The following is a 17786-nucleotide window of genomic DNA, read 5'->3' as shown; positions in this document are numbered from 1 at the left end:
CGTGAGCTCGAAACCCGTCGTACTCATCGCTGAAGAGCTGTCGCCCGCCACCGTCGACGCGCTCGGCCCGGACTTCGAGATCCGGCACACCAACGGTGCCGACCGAGCCGAACTGCTCCCCGCCATCGCCGACGTCGACGCGATCCTGATCCGGTCCGCCACCAAGGTCGACGCCGAGGCCATCGCCGCGGCGAGGAAGCTCAAGGTCGTCGCACGGGCCGGCGTCGGCCTGGACAACGTCGACGTCGCCGCCGCCACCAAGGCCGGCGTGATGGTCGTCAACGCCCCGACCTCCAACATCGTGACCGCCGCCGAGCTGGCCTGCGGCCTGATCCTCTCCACGGCCCGGAACATCCCGCAGGCCAACGCCGCGCTGAAGAACGGCGAGTGGAAGCGCAGCAAGTACACGGGTGTCGAGCTGGCCGAGAAGACCCTCGGCGTCGTGGGCCTGGGCCGCATCGGCGCGCTCGTCGCCCAGCGCATGTCCGCCTTCGGCATGAAGGTGGTCGCCTACGACCCCTACGTGCAGCCCGCGCGGGCCGCCCAGATGGGCGTCAAGGTGCTCTCCCTGGACGAACTGCTCGAGGTCTCCGACTTCATCACCGTCCACCTGCCCAAGACCCCCGAGACACTCGGTCTGATCGGCGACGAGGCGCTGCGCAAGGTCAAGCCGGGCGTGCGCATCGTCAACGCGGCCCGCGGCGGCATCGTCGACGAGGAGGCGCTGTACGCGGCGCTGAAGGAGGGCCGGGTCGCCGGCGCCGGCCTCGACGTGTACGCCAAGGAGCCCTGCACCGACTCCCCGCTGTTCGAGCTGGACCAGGTCGTGTGCACCCCGCACCTCGGCGCCTCCACCGACGAGGCCCAGGAGAAGGCGGGCATCGCCGTCGCCAGGTCCGTCCGCCTCGCCCTGGCCGGCGAGCTGGTGCCGGACGCCGTCAACGTCCAGGGCGGGGTCATCGCCGAGGACGTCAAGCCGGGCCTGCCGCTCGCCGAGCGCCTCGGCCGCATCTTCACCGCCCTCGCGGGCGAGGTCGCCGTCCGGCTGGACGTCGAGGTCTACGGCGAGATCACCCAGCACGACGTGAAGGTGCTGGAGCTGTCCGCGCTCAAGGGCGTCTTCGAGGACGTCGTCGACGAGACCGTGTCCTACGTCAACGCGCCGCTGTTCGCGCAGGAGCGCGGGGTCGAGGTGCGCCTGACCACCAGCTCCGAGTCGGCCGAGCACCGCAACGTGGTGACCGTGCGCGGCACGCTGGCGGACGGCGAGGAGGTGTCGGTCTCCGGCACGCTGGCCGGCCCCAAGCACATCCAGAAGATCGTCGCGGTCGGCGACTACGACGTGGACCTGGCGCTCGCCGACCACATGGCCGTCCTGCGCTACGAGGACCGTCCCGGTGTCGTCGGCACCGTCGGCCGCATCCTCGGCGAGGGCGGCATCAACATCGCCGGCATGCAGGTCGCCCGCGCGGCCGTGGGCGGGGAGGCGCTGGCCGTCCTGACCGTGGACGACACGGTGGGCCCCACCGTGCTGGCCGAGGTCGCCGCGGAGATCGGCGCGACCTCCGCCCGCTCGGTGAACCTGGTCTGAGGCACGTTCGTCCCGGGTGACGGCCGCGTGAGGCCGTCACGCGCGGGGACGGCGCCCCCGGAACCCCGTTCGCCCTGGACGGGCCGTGCGCCAGGACGCCGGCCGGCCCGTCCGGCGTCCCCCCGTGCCGGCCCGGGCGCTCAGGCCACGGCCGTCCCCGTGTCCTTCGCCGGCGACCCGGCGCCCGCCGGCCGGCACCCGCGGATCCCGCGCAGCGTCACGGCCGCCGCGACCGCCGCCAGGACCAGCACCACCGCCCCCGCGACCGCCGCTCCGCGCATCCCGCTGGTGAAGGCCTCCCGCGCGGCCGCCGCCAGGGCCTCTCCCGTACGCCCCGGCAGCCGGCCGGCGACCGCGAGCGCGCCGCCGAGGGTCTGGCGGGCCCCGGCCGGCGGCGCGGCCGGCATCTCGTGCCGGTGGATCCCGGTGCCGACGGAGCCGAGGCCGCCATGCCCAGCGCGCCCCCGAACTCGGTGCCGGCCTCCAGCAGGGAGGAGGCCGTGCCCGCCCGTGCCACCGGGGCCGTGCCCATCGCGAGGTCGGTCAGCTGGGACATCACCGTCACCGCGCCGCAGGTCAGGACGCCGGCCCCGGTGAGCACCAGCCAGAGGGAGCCGGCGCCGGCCCGGGCGAGCAGTGCGTAGCCGGCCGCGGAGACGTCGAAGCCGGCGGCGACGACGTGGCCGCGGTTCGCGCCACGGGCGACGAGCTGTCCGGTGACGGGCGCGGCCACGCCGATGAGCACCGGCGGCAGCAGGCTCCACAGCGCCGCCTGCAGCGGGCTGCGGCCGAGGACCGACTGCAGGTACTGCGTGGTGAACAGGGCCGAGCCCATCATGCCGAACGCGGAGACCAGGATCAGCACCAGCGCCGGGTGAAGCCGCGGCCCCGCAGCAGCGCCGGCGGGATCGGCGGGGAGGCCGGGGTGCGCTGGCGGTGGGCGAAGAGCACGGCGAAGAACAGACCGGCCGCCACCGCGACGACGTACCGCGGGTGCCAGCCCTCGGAGGGGACTCCCTTCAGGCCGTAGACGACGGGGAGCACGGCGGCCACCGACAGCGGGACGCCCGGCGCGTCGAAGCGGCCGGGCCCGGGATCCCGCGACTCCGGCAGCGGCACCGGGCCGAGGACCGGCAGCAGGGCCATGGCGGGCGGGTTGACCAGGAACACCGACCCCCACCAGAAGTGCTCCACGCGGACTCGGCCACCACCGCCGACCGGCTCACCGAGGGGCTGCGGCGGGTCATGGAGGACGCCGGACGCGGTTGAGCGCCCCGGGGCCGCGCCCCGCGCCCGTCACCCGCATCCCCGGTGTCCCGGCCGTGGCGGACCTCGTGGCGGCCCGCCGGCCCGCGCCCTACAACCGCCCCGCCTTCAGCGCCATGTGCAGCAACAGCCGGTCCTCGCCGTCGTCCAGGTCCAGCCCGGTCAGGTGCTCCACCCGGGACAGCCGGTAGTACAGGGTCTGGCGGTGGATGCCGAGGGCGGCGGCGGTCCGGCCGGCCTGGCCCGCGCAGTCCAGGTAGGCCTCGGCGGTGCGGACCAGTTCGTGGTGGGCCGGGACCAGCAGCGGGGCGACCGCCGGATCGCGGGCCGCCCCCGGGGGCAGTGCGGTCAGCACGCGGTACGGACCGATGTGCGCCCACTCGGCGACCGGCCCGAGCCCCGGCTCCGCCAGCGCCGCGCGGGCCGCGCCGACCGCCTCCTGCCAGGCCTCCCCCAGCCCGGCGAGCCCGGTGCGCGCCGCGGCCACCCCGGCGGCGCCCGTGCCGTCGGCCCGGTCCAGCAGCCGTCCCGCCGCCGACACCGCCGGCGACACCGTGTCCGCCGAGCGCAGCCGCACCAGCAGGGCCAGGGACTGGGCGGTCGTGCCCCACGGCACCGTGCACAGCGCGGTCGCGCCCGGGATCGTCCGCACCGACGGGGCGTCGTCCGGGTCGGCACAGGGCCAGGGGGCCACGCACACCACCGTGTGCGGCCCGTCCGCGCGCGCCCCGAGCGCCGTCCGCAGTTCCGCCACCGCCATGTCCCGCTGCCAGCCCCGCTCGGCGGTGAGCACCGCCCGCAGCTCCCGGGTCAGGTCGGCCCCGGCCTGCGCCTCGTCGGCGAGCAGGGCGCCGATGCGGGCCGCGACCGCCAGGGCGGCGGTCAGCTGCCGGTCGTCCGGACCCGGCTCGCCGTCCAGCAGCCAGACGTACCCGAGCACGACGCCCCGGTGGCGCACCGGCAGGCAGACGCGGCCGCGGTGCACGCCCGCCTCCGGGGCCGGCGGGATCCGCACCGGCCCGGTCGCGCGGGTGATGCCGAAGCCCTCGAACCACGCCCGCACCGCCGGCGTGGAGCGGCGGGTGAGGATCGAGCGGGTGCGCACCGGGTCCAGGGCGGACGGGTCCAGCTCGCCGTCGCTGTCGTACGCGCCGAAGGCGATCAGCTCGAAGTCGCGGTTCTCCAGGGTCGCCGGGGCGCCGAGCAGCTCCGAGATCTCGTCCACCAGCTCCTGGTAGTCACCCTTGTAGTCCGCCGCCACCCGGGCATTCTCCCGCACTTTCCAGCCGCTTCATACATCTGTCCGAGAACCCGGGAACGGATGCGTGACAGCTGTCGATGGCCCACGATCGAAGAGATCCCTAGGTTTCACGGTGGTTCTCCGTGCCGTACCCGAAAGCCGGGTGGCGGCCTTTCGGCCCTGTCTGTGGAGGTGCCCCGTGCTGGGTCCCGTGATTCTCGCCGCGTCGCGCAGCGACCGGATGCGACGCCTGATCTCGGCGGCCCCGGTGACCAAGCAGGTCGTCGACCGCTTCATCCCCGGTGAGACCGTGGCCGACATCGTGCCGGTCATCGAGGACCTGACGGCCCGCGGCCTGGAGCTGACGATGGACGTCGTCGGCGAGGACATCACCACCCCCGGACAGGCCGGGGCCGCCCGGGACGCCTACCTGGAGCTGATCGCCCACCTGGAGCGGCTCCGGCTGGGCGAGAAGGTCGAGGTGTCGGTCAAGCTGTCCATGTTCGGCCAGGCGCTGGAGGGCGGCCACGAGCTGGCCCTCGCCAACGTCCGCCCGGTGGTCGAGGCCGCCGCGGCCATCGGCACGACGGTCACCCTGGACGCCGAGGACCACACCACCCTCGACTCGATGTTCGCCATCCACGAGGAGCTGCGCAAGGACTTCCCGCAGACCGGCTGCGTCATCCAGGCCTACCTCTTCCGCACCGGGGAGGACGCCCGCCGCCTCGCCGCCGCCGGCAGCCGGGTCCGTCTGGTCAAGGGCGCCTACAAGGAGCCCGCCGAGGTCGCGTACCAGGACAAGCGCGAGATCGACAAGGCCTACGTGCGCATCCTGAAGACACTGATGGAGGGAGAGGGGTACCCGATGGTCGGGTCCCACGACCCGCGTCTGATCTCCATCGCCCAGGAACTGGCCCACCGGGCCGGGCGCAAGCCGGCCGAGTACGAGTTCCAGATGCTCTACGGCATCCGGGGCGACGAGCACCTGCGGCTCGCCGCCGAGGGCCACCGCATGCGGGTCTACACCGCCTACGGCACCGACTGGTACGGCTACTTCATGCGCCGCCTCGCGGAGAAGCCCGCCAACCTGCGGTTCTTCCTCCGCTCCATGGTCAGCAAGGGCTGAGCCCACCCACCCGCCCCCAGCAAGGAGTTACGGATCTCATGGACGCTGTGACCCAGGTCCCCACCCCGGTCAACGAGCCGGTGCACGGCTACGCCCCCGGCTCGCCCGAGCGCGCCCGGCTGGAGGCCAGGCTCAAGGAGCTGGCCGAGAACCCGGTCGACCTGCCCATGACCATCGGCGGGGAGAAGCGGATGGGCGGCGGCGAGCCCTTCCAGGTGGTCCAGCCGCACAACCACGGGGCCGTGCTCGGCACCCTGCGCCACGCCACCCGGCAGGACGCGCAGGACGCCATCGACGCGGCGCTGGCCGCCGCGCCGGCCTGGCGCGCGATGGCCTTCGACGACCGCGCGGCGATCATCCTGCGCGCCGCCGAGCTGCTGTCCGGCCCGTGGCGCGAGACCATCGCCGCCTCCACGATGCTCGGCCAGTCCAAGACCGCCCAGCAGGCCGAGATCGACACCCCCTGCGAGCTGGTCGACTTCTGGCGCTTCAACGTCCACTACGCCCGCCAGATCCTCGCCGAGCAGCCCCCGGCGAACTCCCCGGGCGTGTGGAACCGGCTGGACCACCGCCCGCTGGAGGGGTTCGTCTACGCGATCACGCCGTTCAACTTCAGCGCGATCGCGGCCAACCTGCCCACCGCCCCGGCCCTCATGGGCAACGTGGTGGTCTGGAAGCCGTCCCCGACCCAGACCCACGCGGCCGTCCTGCTGATGCGGCTGCTGGAGGAGGCGGGCCTGCCCAAGGGCGTCATCAACCTCGTCACCGGCGACGGCATCGAGGTCTCCGAGGTCGCGCTGGCGCACCGCGACCTGGCCGGCATCCACTTCACCGGCTCGACCAAGACCTTCCAGTACCTGTGGAAGACGGTCGGCAACAACATCGAGAAGTACCGCTCCTACCCGCGCCTGGTCGGCGAGACGGGCGGCAAGGACTTCGTGGTGGCCCACCCCTCGGCCGACCGCGCGATCCTGAAGACCGCCCTGACCCGCGGTGCCTTCGAGTACCAGGGCCAGAAGTGCTCGGCGACCTCCCGGGCGTACATCCCGGCGTCGATCTGGAACTCCGGCTTCAAGGAGGAGTTCGCCGCCGAGGTCGACGGCATCGCGATGGGCGACGTCACCGACTTCTCGAACTTCATCGGCGCCGTCATCGACGAGCGCGCCTTCGCCAAGAACAAGGCGGCCATCGACCGCGCCCGGCAGGACCCCGCCTGCACGATCGTCGCGGGCGGCGACTGCGACGACTCGGTCGGCTACTTCGTGCGCCCGACCGTCATCGAGTGCACCGACCCGGAGAACGAGGTGTTCACCACCGAGTACTTCGGCCCGATCCTCGCCGTGCACGTCTACGAGGACGAGAAGTACGACGAGATGCTGACCCAGATGGAGTCGGTGTCGGACTACGCCCTGACGGGCTCGGTCATCGCCAACGACCGCGCCGCCGCGGCCCGCACGATGGAGAAGCTCCGGTACGCCGCGGGCAACTTCTACATCAACGACAAGTCGACCGGCGCCGTCGTCGGCCAGCAGCCCTTCGGCGGCGGCCGCGCCTCCGGCACCAACGACAAGGCCGGCGCCCCGCAGAACCTGCTGCGCTGGACGCTGACCCGTGCGATCAAGGAGACCCTGGTCCCGCCGACCGACTACACCTACCCGCACATGGGCTGACCGCCGGCCCCGGCCGGCACGGGCCGGGAAGCCCCGCCACCGGGCGGGCTTCCCGGCCCGTCGCCGTGTCCGGGTCGGCCGGTCGTCGTCGGCGTCCCGCATCGTCCCAGGTCACCGCGGGGCGGGCGGGTTCGCCGTCTCAGATAGTAGGAAGTCCGAGTAATTGTGCAGACAGATGCGTCCGGCTCCCCTAGTTTTGTAGGAGCCGAACGCATCGCTCGATCCAGCGAATGGCGGTCAGTGAGCCGGGCCCCGTGCAGGCAATCCCTGCGGCACCGCTCTCCCGCCCCTTTGGCGTCTCGTACCCCTCTTGCCGTACTCCGGTTCTCCGCGGCTTTCCGAAGGAGTCGATGTCCCATGGCCGAGACGACCGTCCGCCGCCGGGTCCGCCACGTGTCCCGCACGAGCGAGTCCGACCGCAAGAACGCCGCCGCCGCCCTCCAGCGCGCCCTCGACCGCCGCGACAACGGCGGTGAGACCGGCCACTGAGCCGGCGCGCCCACCGAGCCGGGAGCCGCACCCGCGACAGGTGCGGCGCGGCCCGTCCGCCGCGCCGCGCCTTCGGGCGGGCTCCGTGTCCGCCACCGGTCCGGGTACCTGCGCCGTCCGCATGACGGACGGCGCGTGTCATCAACTGGGACGAGGAGTAGGGTGCCGACATGTCTCGCAGCATCGATCTCGCAGTGATCCCCGGTGACGGCATCGGCCAGGAAGTCGTGGCCGAGGGTCTCAAGGTCCTCTCCGCCGTCCTGCCGCAGGACGTGAAGCTGGAGACCGAGGAGTACGACTTCGGCGCCAAGCGCTACCACGCCACCGGTGAGACCCTCACCGACGCCGACCTCGACGCCCTCAAGCGGCACGACGCCATCCTGCTCGGCGCGATCGGCGACCCCTCGGTTCCGTCCGGCGTTCTGGAGCGCGGCTTCCTGCTCAAGCTCCGCTTCGCCTTCGACCACTACGTGAACCTGCGCCCGAGCAAGCTGCTCCCCGGCTTCTCGACCCCGCTCGCCGGCGACCCGCACATCGACTTCGTCGTCGTCCGCGAGGGCACCGAGGGTCCGTACGCCGGCAACGGCGGCACCATCCGCCGGGGCACCGAGCACGAGGTCGCCACCGAGGTGTCCGTCAACACGGCCTACGGTGTCGAGCGCGTCGTGCGTGACGCCTTCGCCCGCGCCCAGGCCCGTCCGCGCAAGAAGCTCACGCTGGTCCACAAGAACAACGTGCTGACCTTCGCCGGGCACCTGTGGACGGACACCTTCCACCGGGTGGCCCGGGAGTTCCCCGAGGTCACCACCGACTACCTGCACGTCGACGCGGCCACCATCTTCCTGGTGACCCAGCCCGAGCGGTTCGACGTGATCGTCACCGACAACCTCTTCGGCGACATCATCACCGACCTCGCCGCGGCCGTCGCCGGCGGCATCGGCGTGGCCGCCTCCGGCAACATCAACCCCAGCCGCGAGTTCCCGTCCATGTTCGAGCCGGTCCACGGCTCGGCGCCGGACATCGCCGGACAGGGCAAGGCCGACCCCACCGCCACCGTCCTGTCGGTCGCCCTGCTGCTGCGCCACCTCGGCCACGAGGCCGAGGCGGACCGCATCGACGGGGCGGTCGTCGCCGACCTCGCCGAGCGCGCGTCCCTGCCCGCGCGCAGCACCGCGCAGATCGGCGACGCGCTCGCCGCCCGAGTAGCCGGCTGACCCGGCCGGGCAGCACCGCTCGGAAGCCGCCGGGTCACAGCGACCACCCGGCGGCTTCCGCGTGTTTCCGCCGGGTCCCACCACCGGCCCCGCGCCGCTCCACCCCGATTCCGTCCCCCGCCGCCCCCGCGCGATAATCGAGCGCGGAGCCGCGGTATGAGGGAGAACCCGGACGTCCCAGTACCGACGACTGGGGGTGCGGGCACGGGCGCGGCCCGCCATCACCGGTGCCGCGTCCTCCGGGGGTCCTCCCCGGACCGCGGGCCGAGCCCGAAGCCGCCCCGACCTCCGCCCGGAAGAGAAGGATCCTCGCTCATGACGACGCCCACGATCGAGCTCAAGCCCTCCGCCCACCCGCTGGCCGCCGCAGAGCGCGAGGCGATCCTGGCCGATCCCGGATTCGGCCGCCACTTCACCGACCACATGGTGACGATCAGGTGGACCGAGGGCCGCGGCTGGCACGACGGCCGGCTCGTCCCGTACGCGCCGATCCCGCTCGACCCGGCCACCAACGTCCTGCACTACGCCCAGGAGATCTTCGAGGGACTGAAGGCCTACCGCCGGCCCGACGGCTCGGTCGCCACCTTCCGCCCGGACCAGAACGCCAAGCGCTTCCAGCGCTCCGCCCGGCGCCTGGCCATGCCGGAGCTGCCCGTCGAGACCTTCGTCGAGGCCTGTGACGCCCTGGTCCGGCAGGACAAGGACTGGGTGCCCGCGCACGGTGGCGAGGAGTCCCTCTACCTGCGTCCCTTCATGATCGCGACCGAGGTCGGTCTCGGCGTCAAGCCCGCCAACGAGTACCTGTTCGTCGTCATCGCCTCGCCGGCCGGCGCCTACTTCCCCGGCGGCGTGAAGCCGGTGTCGATCTGGGTGTCCGAGGACCGCGTCCGCGCCGTCCCCGGCGGCATGGGCGACGCCAAGACCGGCGGCAACTACGCCGCCTCGCTGCTCGCCCAGGCCGAGGCCGCCGCCCAGGGCTGCGACCAGGTCTGCTACCTCGACGCGGTCGAGCACCGGTGGGTCGAGGAACTCGGCGGCATGAACCTGTACTTCGTCTACGGCGACCGGATCGTCACGCCCACCCTGACCGGCTCCATCCTGGAGGGCGTCACCCGCGACTCCCTGCTGGCCGTCGCCCGTGACCTCGGTTACGCCTCCGAGGAGGCCCGCGTCTCCGTCGAGCAGTGGCAGCGCGACGCCGAGAACGGCACCCTCACCGAGGTCTTCGCCTGCGGCACCGCGGCCGTGATCACCCCGGTCGGCACGGTGAAGCGCAGCTCCGGCGCCGAGTGGAAGCAGTCGGGCGCCGAGCCCGGCGAGGTCACGCTCCGCCTGCGCCGGGCCCTCCTGGACGTCCAGCGCGGCATCACCGAGGACCGGCACGGCTGGATGCACCTGCTGGCCTAGGTGTACCGCCCTGTGAGGTCGGGGACGCGGCTGGCGGGTGGTTGGCCTTTCAGCGCGGTGTGTCCGCGGCGGTGAGTGCAGGTGTGCAGCCGGTCGGGGAACGTCTCGCGCCGTTCGGCTTCTGAGCGGTAGGGGCGGGCGCGGGCCCATTCGTCGAGCAGGGCGCGGCTGAAGCGTTCGACCTTGCCGCTGGTCTGCGGCCGGTCTGGACGTTCAACGGCTGGGCGCCCAGGACTGGGCCCGCTGGGAGCACGACGCCGGGCTGGCCGCGCACGTGGCGGACCTCGCGGGCGCGAAGAGCTACCGCGGCCCCCTCGTCAACGAGGGCGGCGCGATCCACGTCGACGGCGAGGGCACCGTGCTGCTGACCGAGACGGTCCAGCCGGGCCCCGAGCGCAACCCGCACTGGTCGCGCGCGGGTCGAGGCGGAGATCCACGCCCACCTCGGCACCCGCAGGGCCGTCTGGCCGCCGCGCGGCCTGACCGGCGACCACCCCTCCCCGCCGCCCGGGGGGCACGGGGGACCACCGGCGGCTACGGCACCCTCGGCCACGTCGACATCGTCGCCGCCTTCGCCCGCCCCGGCGTGGTCGTCGCCCACCGCCAGCCGGACCCGGCCCACCCCGCCCACGAGGTCACCGAGGAGGCCATCGGCATCCTGAGGGCGGCGACCCACGCGCGCGGACGCAGCCTGGAGGTGGTCGAGGTCCCCGCCCCGACCGTCCTGGAGGCCGACGGCCACTGGGCCGCCTCCTCCTACATCGACCACTACGAGCGGGTCATGGCGCACGTGCGGGAGTTCCTCGCCGACGCGCTCCTCGCACCGGCCGTCCCGGCCGTCTGATGCCGCTCCCACCCGTGCCGTGCGCCACGGCGCGTCCACACCGGCGACCGCATCCTGAGACGGGCGGTGATCCGGGAGCCGGGTTGTGCCAGACTGCCCGCGTGCTCTCGTTCGCCATGATTATGGGCAGCAGGCGCGCCGGTCCGCAGTGACCACCTCGTACGACCAGGTGCGGGTGGCCACCGTCGTCCCCGACCCGCGCGCAGACCTCTCGCACCCGCGAGGGGTTTTTTCGTTTTCCGGCCCACCCGCAGCCGGGAACCGAGCGCGGGGGAGTATTGGGGGGACGGTGGAGCCGGTCATTCCGGTAAGACCGAAGATCCACAACAGGAGCCTTGAGACCATGACCGAGACGGCAACCAGCGAGCCCGACGACTCGTTCCACGTCTTCGACACCACGCTGCGCGACGGCGCGCAGCGCGAGGGCATCAACCTCACCGTCGCGGACAAGCTCGCCATCGCACGGCACCTGGACGACTTCGGCGTGGGCTTCATCGAGGGCGGCTGGCCCGGTGCCAACCCGCGGGACACCGAGTTCTTCGCCCGCGCGCGGCAGGAGATCGACTTCCGGCACGCCCAGCTGGTCGCCTTCGGCGCCACCCGCCGGGCCGGTGGCAAGGCGGCCGAGGATCCGCAGGTCAAGGCGCTGCTGGAGGCCGGTGCCCCGGTGATCACGCTGGTCGCCAAGGCGCACGACCGGCACGTGGAACTCGCGCTGCGCACCACGCTGGACGAGAACCTGGAGATGGTCCGCGACACCGTGTCCCACCTGCGCGCCCAGGGTCGCCGGGTGTTCGTCGACTGCGAGCACTTCTTCGACGGCTACCGCGCCAACCCCGAGTACGCCAAGGCGGTCGTCCGCACCGCGGCCGAGGCCGGCGCCGACGTCGTCATCCTCTGCGACACCAACGGTGGCATGCTCCCGGCGCAGGTCCACGCGGTCGTCTCCACGGTCCTCGCCGACACCGGCGCCCGGCTGGGCATCCACGCCCAGGACGACACGGGCTGCGCGGTCGCCAACACGCTGGCCGCCGTCGACGCCGGCGCCACCCACGTCCAGTGCACGGCGAACGGCTACGGCGAGCGCGTCGGCAACGCCAACCTCTTCCCGGTGGTCGCCGCCCTGGAGCTGAAGTACGGCAAGAAGGTCCTGCCCGAGGGCAGGCTGCGCGAGACGACCCGCATCTCGCACGCCATCGCCGAGGTCGTCAACCTGACCCCCTCCACCCACCAGCCCTACGTCGGTGTCTCCGCCTTCGCCCACAAGGCCGGCCTGCACGCCTCGGCCATCAAGGTCGACCCGGACCTGTACCAGCACATCGACCCCGAGCTGGTCGGCAACACCATGCGCATGCTGGTCTCCGACATGGCCGGCCGCGCCTCGGTGGAGCTGAAGGGCAAGGAACTCGGCATCGACCTCGGCGGCGACCGCGAACTGGTCGGCCGCGTGGTCGAGCGCGTGAAGGAACGGGAACTGAGGGGCTACACCTACGAGGCCGCCGACGCGAGCTTCGAGCTCCTCCTGCGGAGCGAGGTCGAGGGCAGGCCCCCGACGTACTTCCGGGTGGAGTCCTGGCGGGCCATCGTCGAGGACCGCCCCGACGGCACCCACGCCAACGAGGCCACGGTCAAGCTGTGGGCCAAGAGCGAGCGGATCGTGGCCACCGCCGAGGGCAACGGCCCGGTCAACGCCCTGGACCGGGCGCTGCGCGTGGCCCTGGAGAAGATCTACCCGCAGCTCGCCAGGCTGGAACTGGTGGACTACAAGGTCCGCATCCTGGAGGGCGTGCACGGCACGTCCTCCACCACCCGCGTGCTGATCTCCACCTCCGACGGCGCGGGGGAGTGGTCCACGGTCGGCGTGGCGGAGAACGTCATCGCCGCCTCCTGGCAGGCCCTGGAGGACGCCTACACCTACGGCCTGCTGCGGGCGGGCGTGGAGCCGGCGGAGTAGTCGCGGCCGCCCGCCGGGGGCCGGGACCGGGGCCGGCGCTCCTCCGCCCCGAAACCCGGCCCGCGGCCTGCCGCCGGACGCGCCGGCCTCCGCGGCGGCGGGGGCGGCTCCCGGGTCGTCGGCGAACCGGTCCGGCAGCGGAGGTCAGGGCGGCCGCCAGATGTTGCGGGGGTCAGGGCGCCCGCCAGATGTTGTCGAAGGCCGCGTTCTCGATGCGCCGCCGCTCGCGCACGGCCTCCAGCTCGGTCACCGCGTCGCCGACCGCCACCAGCACGGTGACGACCGCCTCGTCGTCGGGTTCCTGCGCGGCCGGCCGTCCGTCCCGGATGCCCAGGGCGGCGGCGAGTCCGGCCAGGACGGGTTCACGGGCCCACCAGCGGTCGGCCGCGCGCCGCCGGGCGGGGGTGTCGGCCGGGGCGCCGCCCGCGCGCCGCAGGGACGGCCAGCGCCGGGGTCTGCCGGTGAGCTGCCCCTCGGACTCCAGGACGTCCCGGTAGGCCGCGGCCAGCCCCTGTCCCCGCCGCCAGAGCCAGTCCTCGACCGTCTCGTACGGCTCCCCGCGGACGAGCGCCGCGCCCGCCTCGTCCAGGAGCCGGTTGCCCGTGGTGGGCAGCGGCCCGGGCACGATGCGCTCACCCTCCAGCGTGAGGGCCCGGACGCCGAGGAGGTCGATCAGCTCGGCCCCCGCGAGCGCCAGCGACAGGTCGCCCTGTTCGACGGGGCGGTCGCCGGGGACGTCCAGGCCGACGAGGAACACATCCTGCGGTGTGGTCATACGGCGCTCCGGGACGGACGGACTCGGGGACGTGGCGGGGCGGACGGCCGGGAGCGGACGGCCCCGGCGGCCCGCCGCCGGGCGGCCTCCTCCGTCCCGGTGCCCTCCGGCACCGGGACGGAGGCCCCGGCCGGGAACCCGCGCATGCCCGCCGCTCCCTCGGTGGAGGAGACCGGCGCGACCGCCGGTCCCCCCATCGTCCCCCAGCCGCCCGGCGACCGCCGCTCGGCGGGAGCCCGCCGCCGCGGCACCGCGCCTGCCGGACTCCGCCCTACTGCAGCTTCCACTTCTGGTTGGCGGCCCCCGTGCAGGTCCAGATCTGGGCCCTCGCCCCGTTGACGGAGGAGTTGTCCGTCACGTCGAGGCACTTGTTGGCGGCCGTGTTCACCACATCGCCCGTGGAGGCGTTGTACGACCACCGCTGCGCACCGGTTCCGTTGCAGTCGTACAGCTGGACCTTCGCGCCGTCCGCCGTCGAGGCCGACACCACGTCCAGGCACTTGCCGAGCGCCTGGATCGAGCCGTCGGCCGCCACGGTCCACTTCTGGGCGGTGCTGCCGTTGCAGTCGTAGAGCTGCACCGCCGTGCCGTTCGCGGTCGACCCGCTCGCCACGTCCAGGCACTTGCCGGCGAGGCCGACGAACGAGCCGCTCTGGCCGCCGCCGCTCGCCTGGGCACCGGACCAGGTGAAGGTGGCCGAGGTCTTCCCGGGCAGCGAGTAGGTCGCGTGCTGGGAACCCCAGTTGATGGTGACGCTCTTCGCCGAGGAGGAGTCGTTGTACGCGATCAGCGCCTTGCTGCCGTCCGGGTTGCGCCAGGCCACGTTCGGCACGGCGGCCGACGCCGTGGACGCGATGCGCTGCGCGCCCGGCCGGACGAACTTGGTCAGGTGGCCCATGTCGTAGTACTCGACGGTGTAGTCGACGCTCCCGCTCGCGCCGTCCCCGTTGTGCACGGTGACCAGCCCGGTGCAGGTGCCGCAGCCGCCGTTGTGCGGGCCCATGTTCTGGTCCACCGCGAGCGACCACTTGGTCACCGACTTCGCCCAGTTGCGCGTGTAGTCGATGATGTCGGACATGTCCTCGCGCTGCTGGTTGGCGATCCAGGTGCCGCCGGAGTGCTCGGTGCCGAACGCGTCCAGCGTCGGGTACTGGTTGTGCACGGTCGTCTGCTTGGCGATGTCACCGCCGTAGCCGTGCCAGGCGATCCCGCCGAAGTTGGGGTGGTTGCGCACCGCCGCGTCGTCCACGGTCTGGGCCGCGTAGGAGTCGTAGACGTCCCAGTTCCAGTCGTGCGCGAGGACCTTCGTGGACAGGCCCGCCGCCTGGAGCTTGGGCAGCAGCTCGCTCTTGGTGAAGTAGGCCAGCCCGCTCGCGTTCCAGCTCATCGACGGATAGCCCGAGCAGCACGTCGGCTCGTTCTGCGCGGTGACGTACGAGACGTTGACGCCCTGGTCCTTGTACGCCTGGAGGTACTTCACGAAGTAGGAGGCGTAGGCGCCGTAGTCCTCCGCCTTCAGCCAGCCGCCGTTGAGCGAGCCGCTGTCCTTCATCCAGGCCGGCGCCGTCCACGGCGAGGCCATCACCGTCAGGGACGGGTTGAGCTGCAGGGCCTGCCTGGTCAGCGGGACGACGTCGGCGAGGTCGTGCGCGATGGAGAACTTGGCCAGGTTCGGGTCGGTCTGCCCGGCCGGCACGTCGTCGTACGTGTACCCGTACCGCGCGAGGTCGGAGGCCCCCATCGGGTTGCGCAGGAACGACAGGCCGATGCCATCCGTCGGCGAGAACAGCTTGCGCATGGTCGCGTCCCGCGTCGCCTGCGACAGCGCGCCGCTGCTGTTCATCAGCCAGGCCGCGGTGTCCGTGAAGGACGCGCCGCCGCCGGTGAACGTCTGGTAGCGGGTGTTCTCGTCCACGGTGATGTTCTCGCCGCCGCCACCGGTGCCGGACTGGAAGGCGAACGGCGTCTGCGCCTGCAGTCCGCGCACGACGTGCCGCCCGCCGGAGTCGTCGGTGGTGGTGAGCCAGGCCGTGACCTGCTCCCCGGCCGCTTGCGCGTGGGGGACGCCGAGGGTGGTCAGCCCGGCGGAGGCCAGCAGGCCCGCCAGCAGGAGCCGAGTCGCGCGCTGGGGTCTTCTCATGGTGCGCCGCCCTTCTGTCGGTGGGGGATGGGGGCATGCGAGCCGTGAGTAAATGACGGTCGCGCACCCGCGTCAAGGGGTCGCGCATTCAGCATCCGAACGCACAACGCCCCTGATCCGGGCCGCCGTCGGTCCCGCACCACTTCTGACGTGAAGTCTTGACGGCTCTGCGGGCCGCTTGTTAACTCACGTCGTGATCTAAGTCATGAGTGAACCATGAGCCACCTGTGCGCGCCCTGAGCCGGGGGAAGGGCCGTGCGACGAACCGCCCTGCTCGCCTCCACCGCCGTGCTGACCGCACCGCTGCCCGTGTCCGCGGCGGGCAGCGCCGTCGGCGCCGGTGACCCCGCACCCCTCCCCGTCGACCGCTTCGAGGGCGAGGTCCCCTTCGCCTCCCGGCCGGCCGAGGGCATCTTCACCTGGGGCGGCGGCCGAGCGGACGGGCGCGGACCGCACCGGGCGCCGGCTGGTGGCCGAGGCACGGCTGATCGTCCAGCGCAAGGCCGGACAGGACATCACGCAGGCGGTGGCGAATCCCTTCGCCGACGCGGGCCACCCGCTGCTGACCGGCGCGTACGCGCAGGCGGTGCGGAAACCGCCGGAGGCCTACCGGGCCGCGTGAGACCGCTGTTTTCCCCCTCGCACACATGACTGAATTGGGGGGCTTCGGGTAGTTTCGAAGAATGAAGGCCGTCCTGCGGACCCGAAGCCTCCCGGCCCTGCTGCTGGCCGCCCTGACGCTGGTGGTCATGTCCGTGCTCGCGCCCGGCGCGAGCGCGGACACCAGCGTCTCGACGATCGCCCGGGCCCTGCGCGAGAGTCCGGTCTACGTCGACCCGGCAGCCTCGGAGCAGCTGTCCGAGGCCGACGCCGACGCACTCGCCGCACGCATCGAACGCGCGGACAGACCGCTGTTCATCGCGGTGCTGCCCGCCGACTACCCCGCGCAGCGGCTCTTCGCCGAACTGCGCACGGCCACCGGCGTCACCGGCCTGTACGGCATCCGCCTGGGGGACCGCTTCGACGCCCGCGCCGACTCCTCGGTCCTGCCGGCGGCGGCCCGGCAGAACCTGGTGTCCAGCGTCCAGGGCGAGGACGCCAGGGCCCAGCTCACCGACTTCACCGACCGCGCCCTCGCCAACATGGGCGGTCACGCCCCTGCCGGCTGGGACTCCGCCGGCTCCGGCGGCGGGGTGTCCGGCACGGCGCTGATCACGGCCGGCGCGGTGCTGGTGGCCGGTGGTGCGGGCGCCTACACGCTGGTCCGCCGCAACCGGCGGCGCCGCGACGGGGAGCAGCGGGTGGCGCTGGACCGGCTGCGGGTCGTCGTGGACGAGGACATCACGGCCTTCGGCGAGGAGCTGGACCGGCTGGACTTCCACCCGGCCGAGGCGGGCGCCGACGACGCCATGCGCGGGGACTACGAACGGGCCCTGGACGCCTACGACAAGGCCAAGCAGTACATGGCCGGGGCCCGCAGGCCGGAGGACGTCCGCATGGTCACCGAGGCCCTGGAGGACGGCCGCTTCTCCCTCGCGCAACTGGTCGCCCGCCGGGAGGGCCGCCCGCTGCCGGAGCGCCGTCCGCCGTGCTTCTTCGACCCGCGCCACGGCCCCTCGGTCACCGACGCCGCCTGGACTCCGCCCGGCGGCGCACCCCGCGAGGTCCCGGTCTGCGCGGCGGACGCCACCCGGCTGGCCGACGGCCGCGACCCGGCGGTCCGCGAGGTGGAGACCGACTACGGCCGCCGCCCCTACTGGGACGCGGGGCCGGCCTACGGTCCCTGGGCCGGCGGCTACTTCGGCGGCGGCGTCCTGCCCGGCCTGCTCGTCGGCACCGCGCTCGGCAGCATGATGGCCGCACCCGCCTACGCGGTCGACTACGGCGGCGGGTACGGCGACTTCGGGTACGGGGACCCCGGAAGCGGCGGTTACGACGGCGGAGACACCTCCGGCGCCGACTTCGACCCCGGTGACTTCGGCGGCGGCTTCGGTGACGGCGGCGGGGGCGGCTTCGACGGCGGCGGAGGCGGCGGAGGCGGCGGAGGGGACTTCGGCGGAGGCTTCTGAG

14 protein-coding genes and 1 pseudogene are annotated in these 17786 nt (G+C 73.3%); 10 read left to right on the top strand and 5 right to left on the bottom strand.

Going from position 1 to position 17786, the window contains the following annotated elements; translation table 11 throughout:
• The first annotated feature begins 1 nt into the window (after position 1).
• A complete protein-coding gene (serA, locus tag QQY24_RS09275; protein ID WP_301972185.1) occupies positions 2–1591 on the top strand; it encodes a phosphoglycerate dehydrogenase in 1590 nt (529 codons plus the stop codon).
• A 217-nt stretch (positions 1592–1808) separates the two neighbouring features.
• Here the strand turns inward: serA and QQY24_RS09270 are convergent, their stop codons facing one another.
• Both QQY24_RS09270 and QQY24_RS09265 read right to left on the bottom strand, forming a co-directional pair.
• Positions 1809–2771: an MFS transporter gene (locus tag QQY24_RS09270; RefSeq protein WP_367657985.1), complete on the bottom strand. Its 963-nt coding sequence runs from the start codon at positions 2769–2771 to the stop codon at positions 1809–1811.
• Positions 2772–2948: 177 nt separating this feature from the next.
• Complete coding sequence (locus QQY24_RS09265) at positions 2949–4118, bottom strand: CdaR family transcriptional regulator (RefSeq protein WP_301976185.1); 1170 nt, start codon at positions 4116–4118, stop codon at positions 2949–2951.
• 178 nt (positions 4119–4296) lie between these two features.
• Here QQY24_RS09265 and QQY24_RS09260 point away from each other — a divergent pair, with 178 nt between their 5' ends.
• The 5 genes from QQY24_RS09260 (at position 4297) to QQY24_RS09240 (ending at position 10003) form a co-directional block, all read left to right on the top strand.
• Positions 4297–5223 carry a proline dehydrogenase family protein gene (locus QQY24_RS09260; RefSeq protein ID WP_301972184.1) on the top strand — a complete coding sequence of 309 codons (927 nt, stop codon included), beginning with the start codon at positions 4297–4299 and terminating at the stop codon, positions 5221–5223.
• Positions 5224–5261: 38 nt separating this feature from the next.
• Positions 5262–6893: an L-glutamate gamma-semialdehyde dehydrogenase gene (pruA, locus tag QQY24_RS09255; RefSeq protein WP_301972182.1), complete on the top strand. Its 1632-nt coding sequence runs from the start codon at positions 5262–5264 to the stop codon at positions 6891–6893.
• A 357-nt stretch (positions 6894–7250) separates the two neighbouring features.
• Complete coding sequence (locus QQY24_RS09250) at positions 7251–7382, top strand: hypothetical protein (RefSeq protein WP_015493350.1); 132 nt, start codon at positions 7251–7253, stop codon at positions 7380–7382.
• Between the two features lie 170 nt (positions 7383–7552).
• On the top strand, positions 7553–8596 hold the full coding sequence (locus QQY24_RS09245; protein ID WP_301972181.1) for a 3-isopropylmalate dehydrogenase: 1044 nt from the start codon (positions 7553–7555) through the stop codon (positions 8594–8596).
• Positions 8597–8911: 315 nt separating this feature from the next.
• The gene (locus tag QQY24_RS09240) at positions 8912–10003 is read left to right on the top strand and encodes a branched-chain amino acid aminotransferase (protein ID WP_301972180.1); all 1092 of its coding nucleotides are present in this window, start codon (positions 8912–8914) and stop codon (positions 10001–10003) included.
• On the opposite strand, the pseudogene QQY24_RS09235 reads toward QQY24_RS09240, so the two are convergent.
• Positions 10000–10215: pseudogene (locus QQY24_RS09235) on the bottom strand (integrase core domain-containing protein); the annotation flags it as partial. The gene QQY24_RS09240 and the pseudogene QQY24_RS09235 overlap by 4 nt on opposite strands.
• 62 nt (positions 10216–10277) lie before the next feature.
• Between QQY24_RS09235 and QQY24_RS09230 the strand changes: the two are divergent.
• A complete protein-coding gene (locus tag QQY24_RS09230) occupies positions 10278–10847 on the top strand; it encodes an agmatine deiminase family protein (protein ID WP_301972179.1) in 570 nt (189 codons plus the stop codon).
• Between the two features lie 343 nt (positions 10848–11190).
• The gene (cimA, locus tag QQY24_RS09225) at positions 11191–12801 is read left to right on the top strand and encodes a citramalate synthase (RefSeq protein WP_301972178.1); all 1611 of its coding nucleotides are present in this window, start codon (positions 11191–11193) and stop codon (positions 12799–12801) included.
• Positions 12802–12973: 172 nt separating this feature from the next.
• Here the strand turns inward: cimA and QQY24_RS09220 are convergent, their stop codons facing one another.
• On the bottom strand, positions 12974–13576 hold the full coding sequence (locus QQY24_RS09220; RefSeq protein ID WP_301972177.1) for a GPP34 family phosphoprotein: 603 nt from the start codon (positions 13574–13576) through the stop codon (positions 12974–12976).
• A 271-nt stretch (positions 13577–13847) separates the two neighbouring features.
• Positions 13848–15716 carry a ricin-type beta-trefoil lectin domain protein gene (locus QQY24_RS09215; RefSeq protein ID WP_301972176.1) on the bottom strand — a complete coding sequence of 623 codons (1869 nt, stop codon included), beginning with the start codon at positions 15714–15716 and terminating at the stop codon, positions 13848–13850.
• A 469-nt stretch (positions 15717–16185) separates the two neighbouring features.
• On the opposite strand from QQY24_RS09215, the gene QQY24_RS09210 reads away from it, so the two are divergent.
• Both QQY24_RS09210 and QQY24_RS09205 read left to right on the top strand, forming a co-directional pair.
• On the top strand, positions 16186–16338 hold the full coding sequence (locus tag QQY24_RS09210; protein WP_301976422.1) for a hypothetical protein: 153 nt from the start codon (positions 16186–16188) through the stop codon (positions 16336–16338).
• Between the two features lie 61 nt (positions 16339–16399).
• Complete coding sequence (locus QQY24_RS09205) at positions 16400–17785, top strand: hypothetical protein (RefSeq protein ID WP_301972175.1); 1386 nt, start codon at positions 16400–16402, stop codon at positions 17783–17785.
• Position 17786 lies beyond the last annotated feature (1 nt).

The organism is Streptomyces sp. TG1A-8, from assembly GCF_030499535.1.
In the GTDB taxonomy this organism is placed as follows: Bacteria; Actinomycetota; Actinomycetes; order Streptomycetales; family Streptomycetaceae; genus Streptomyces.
This window is presented reverse-complemented; position numbering and strand designations above follow the sequence as displayed.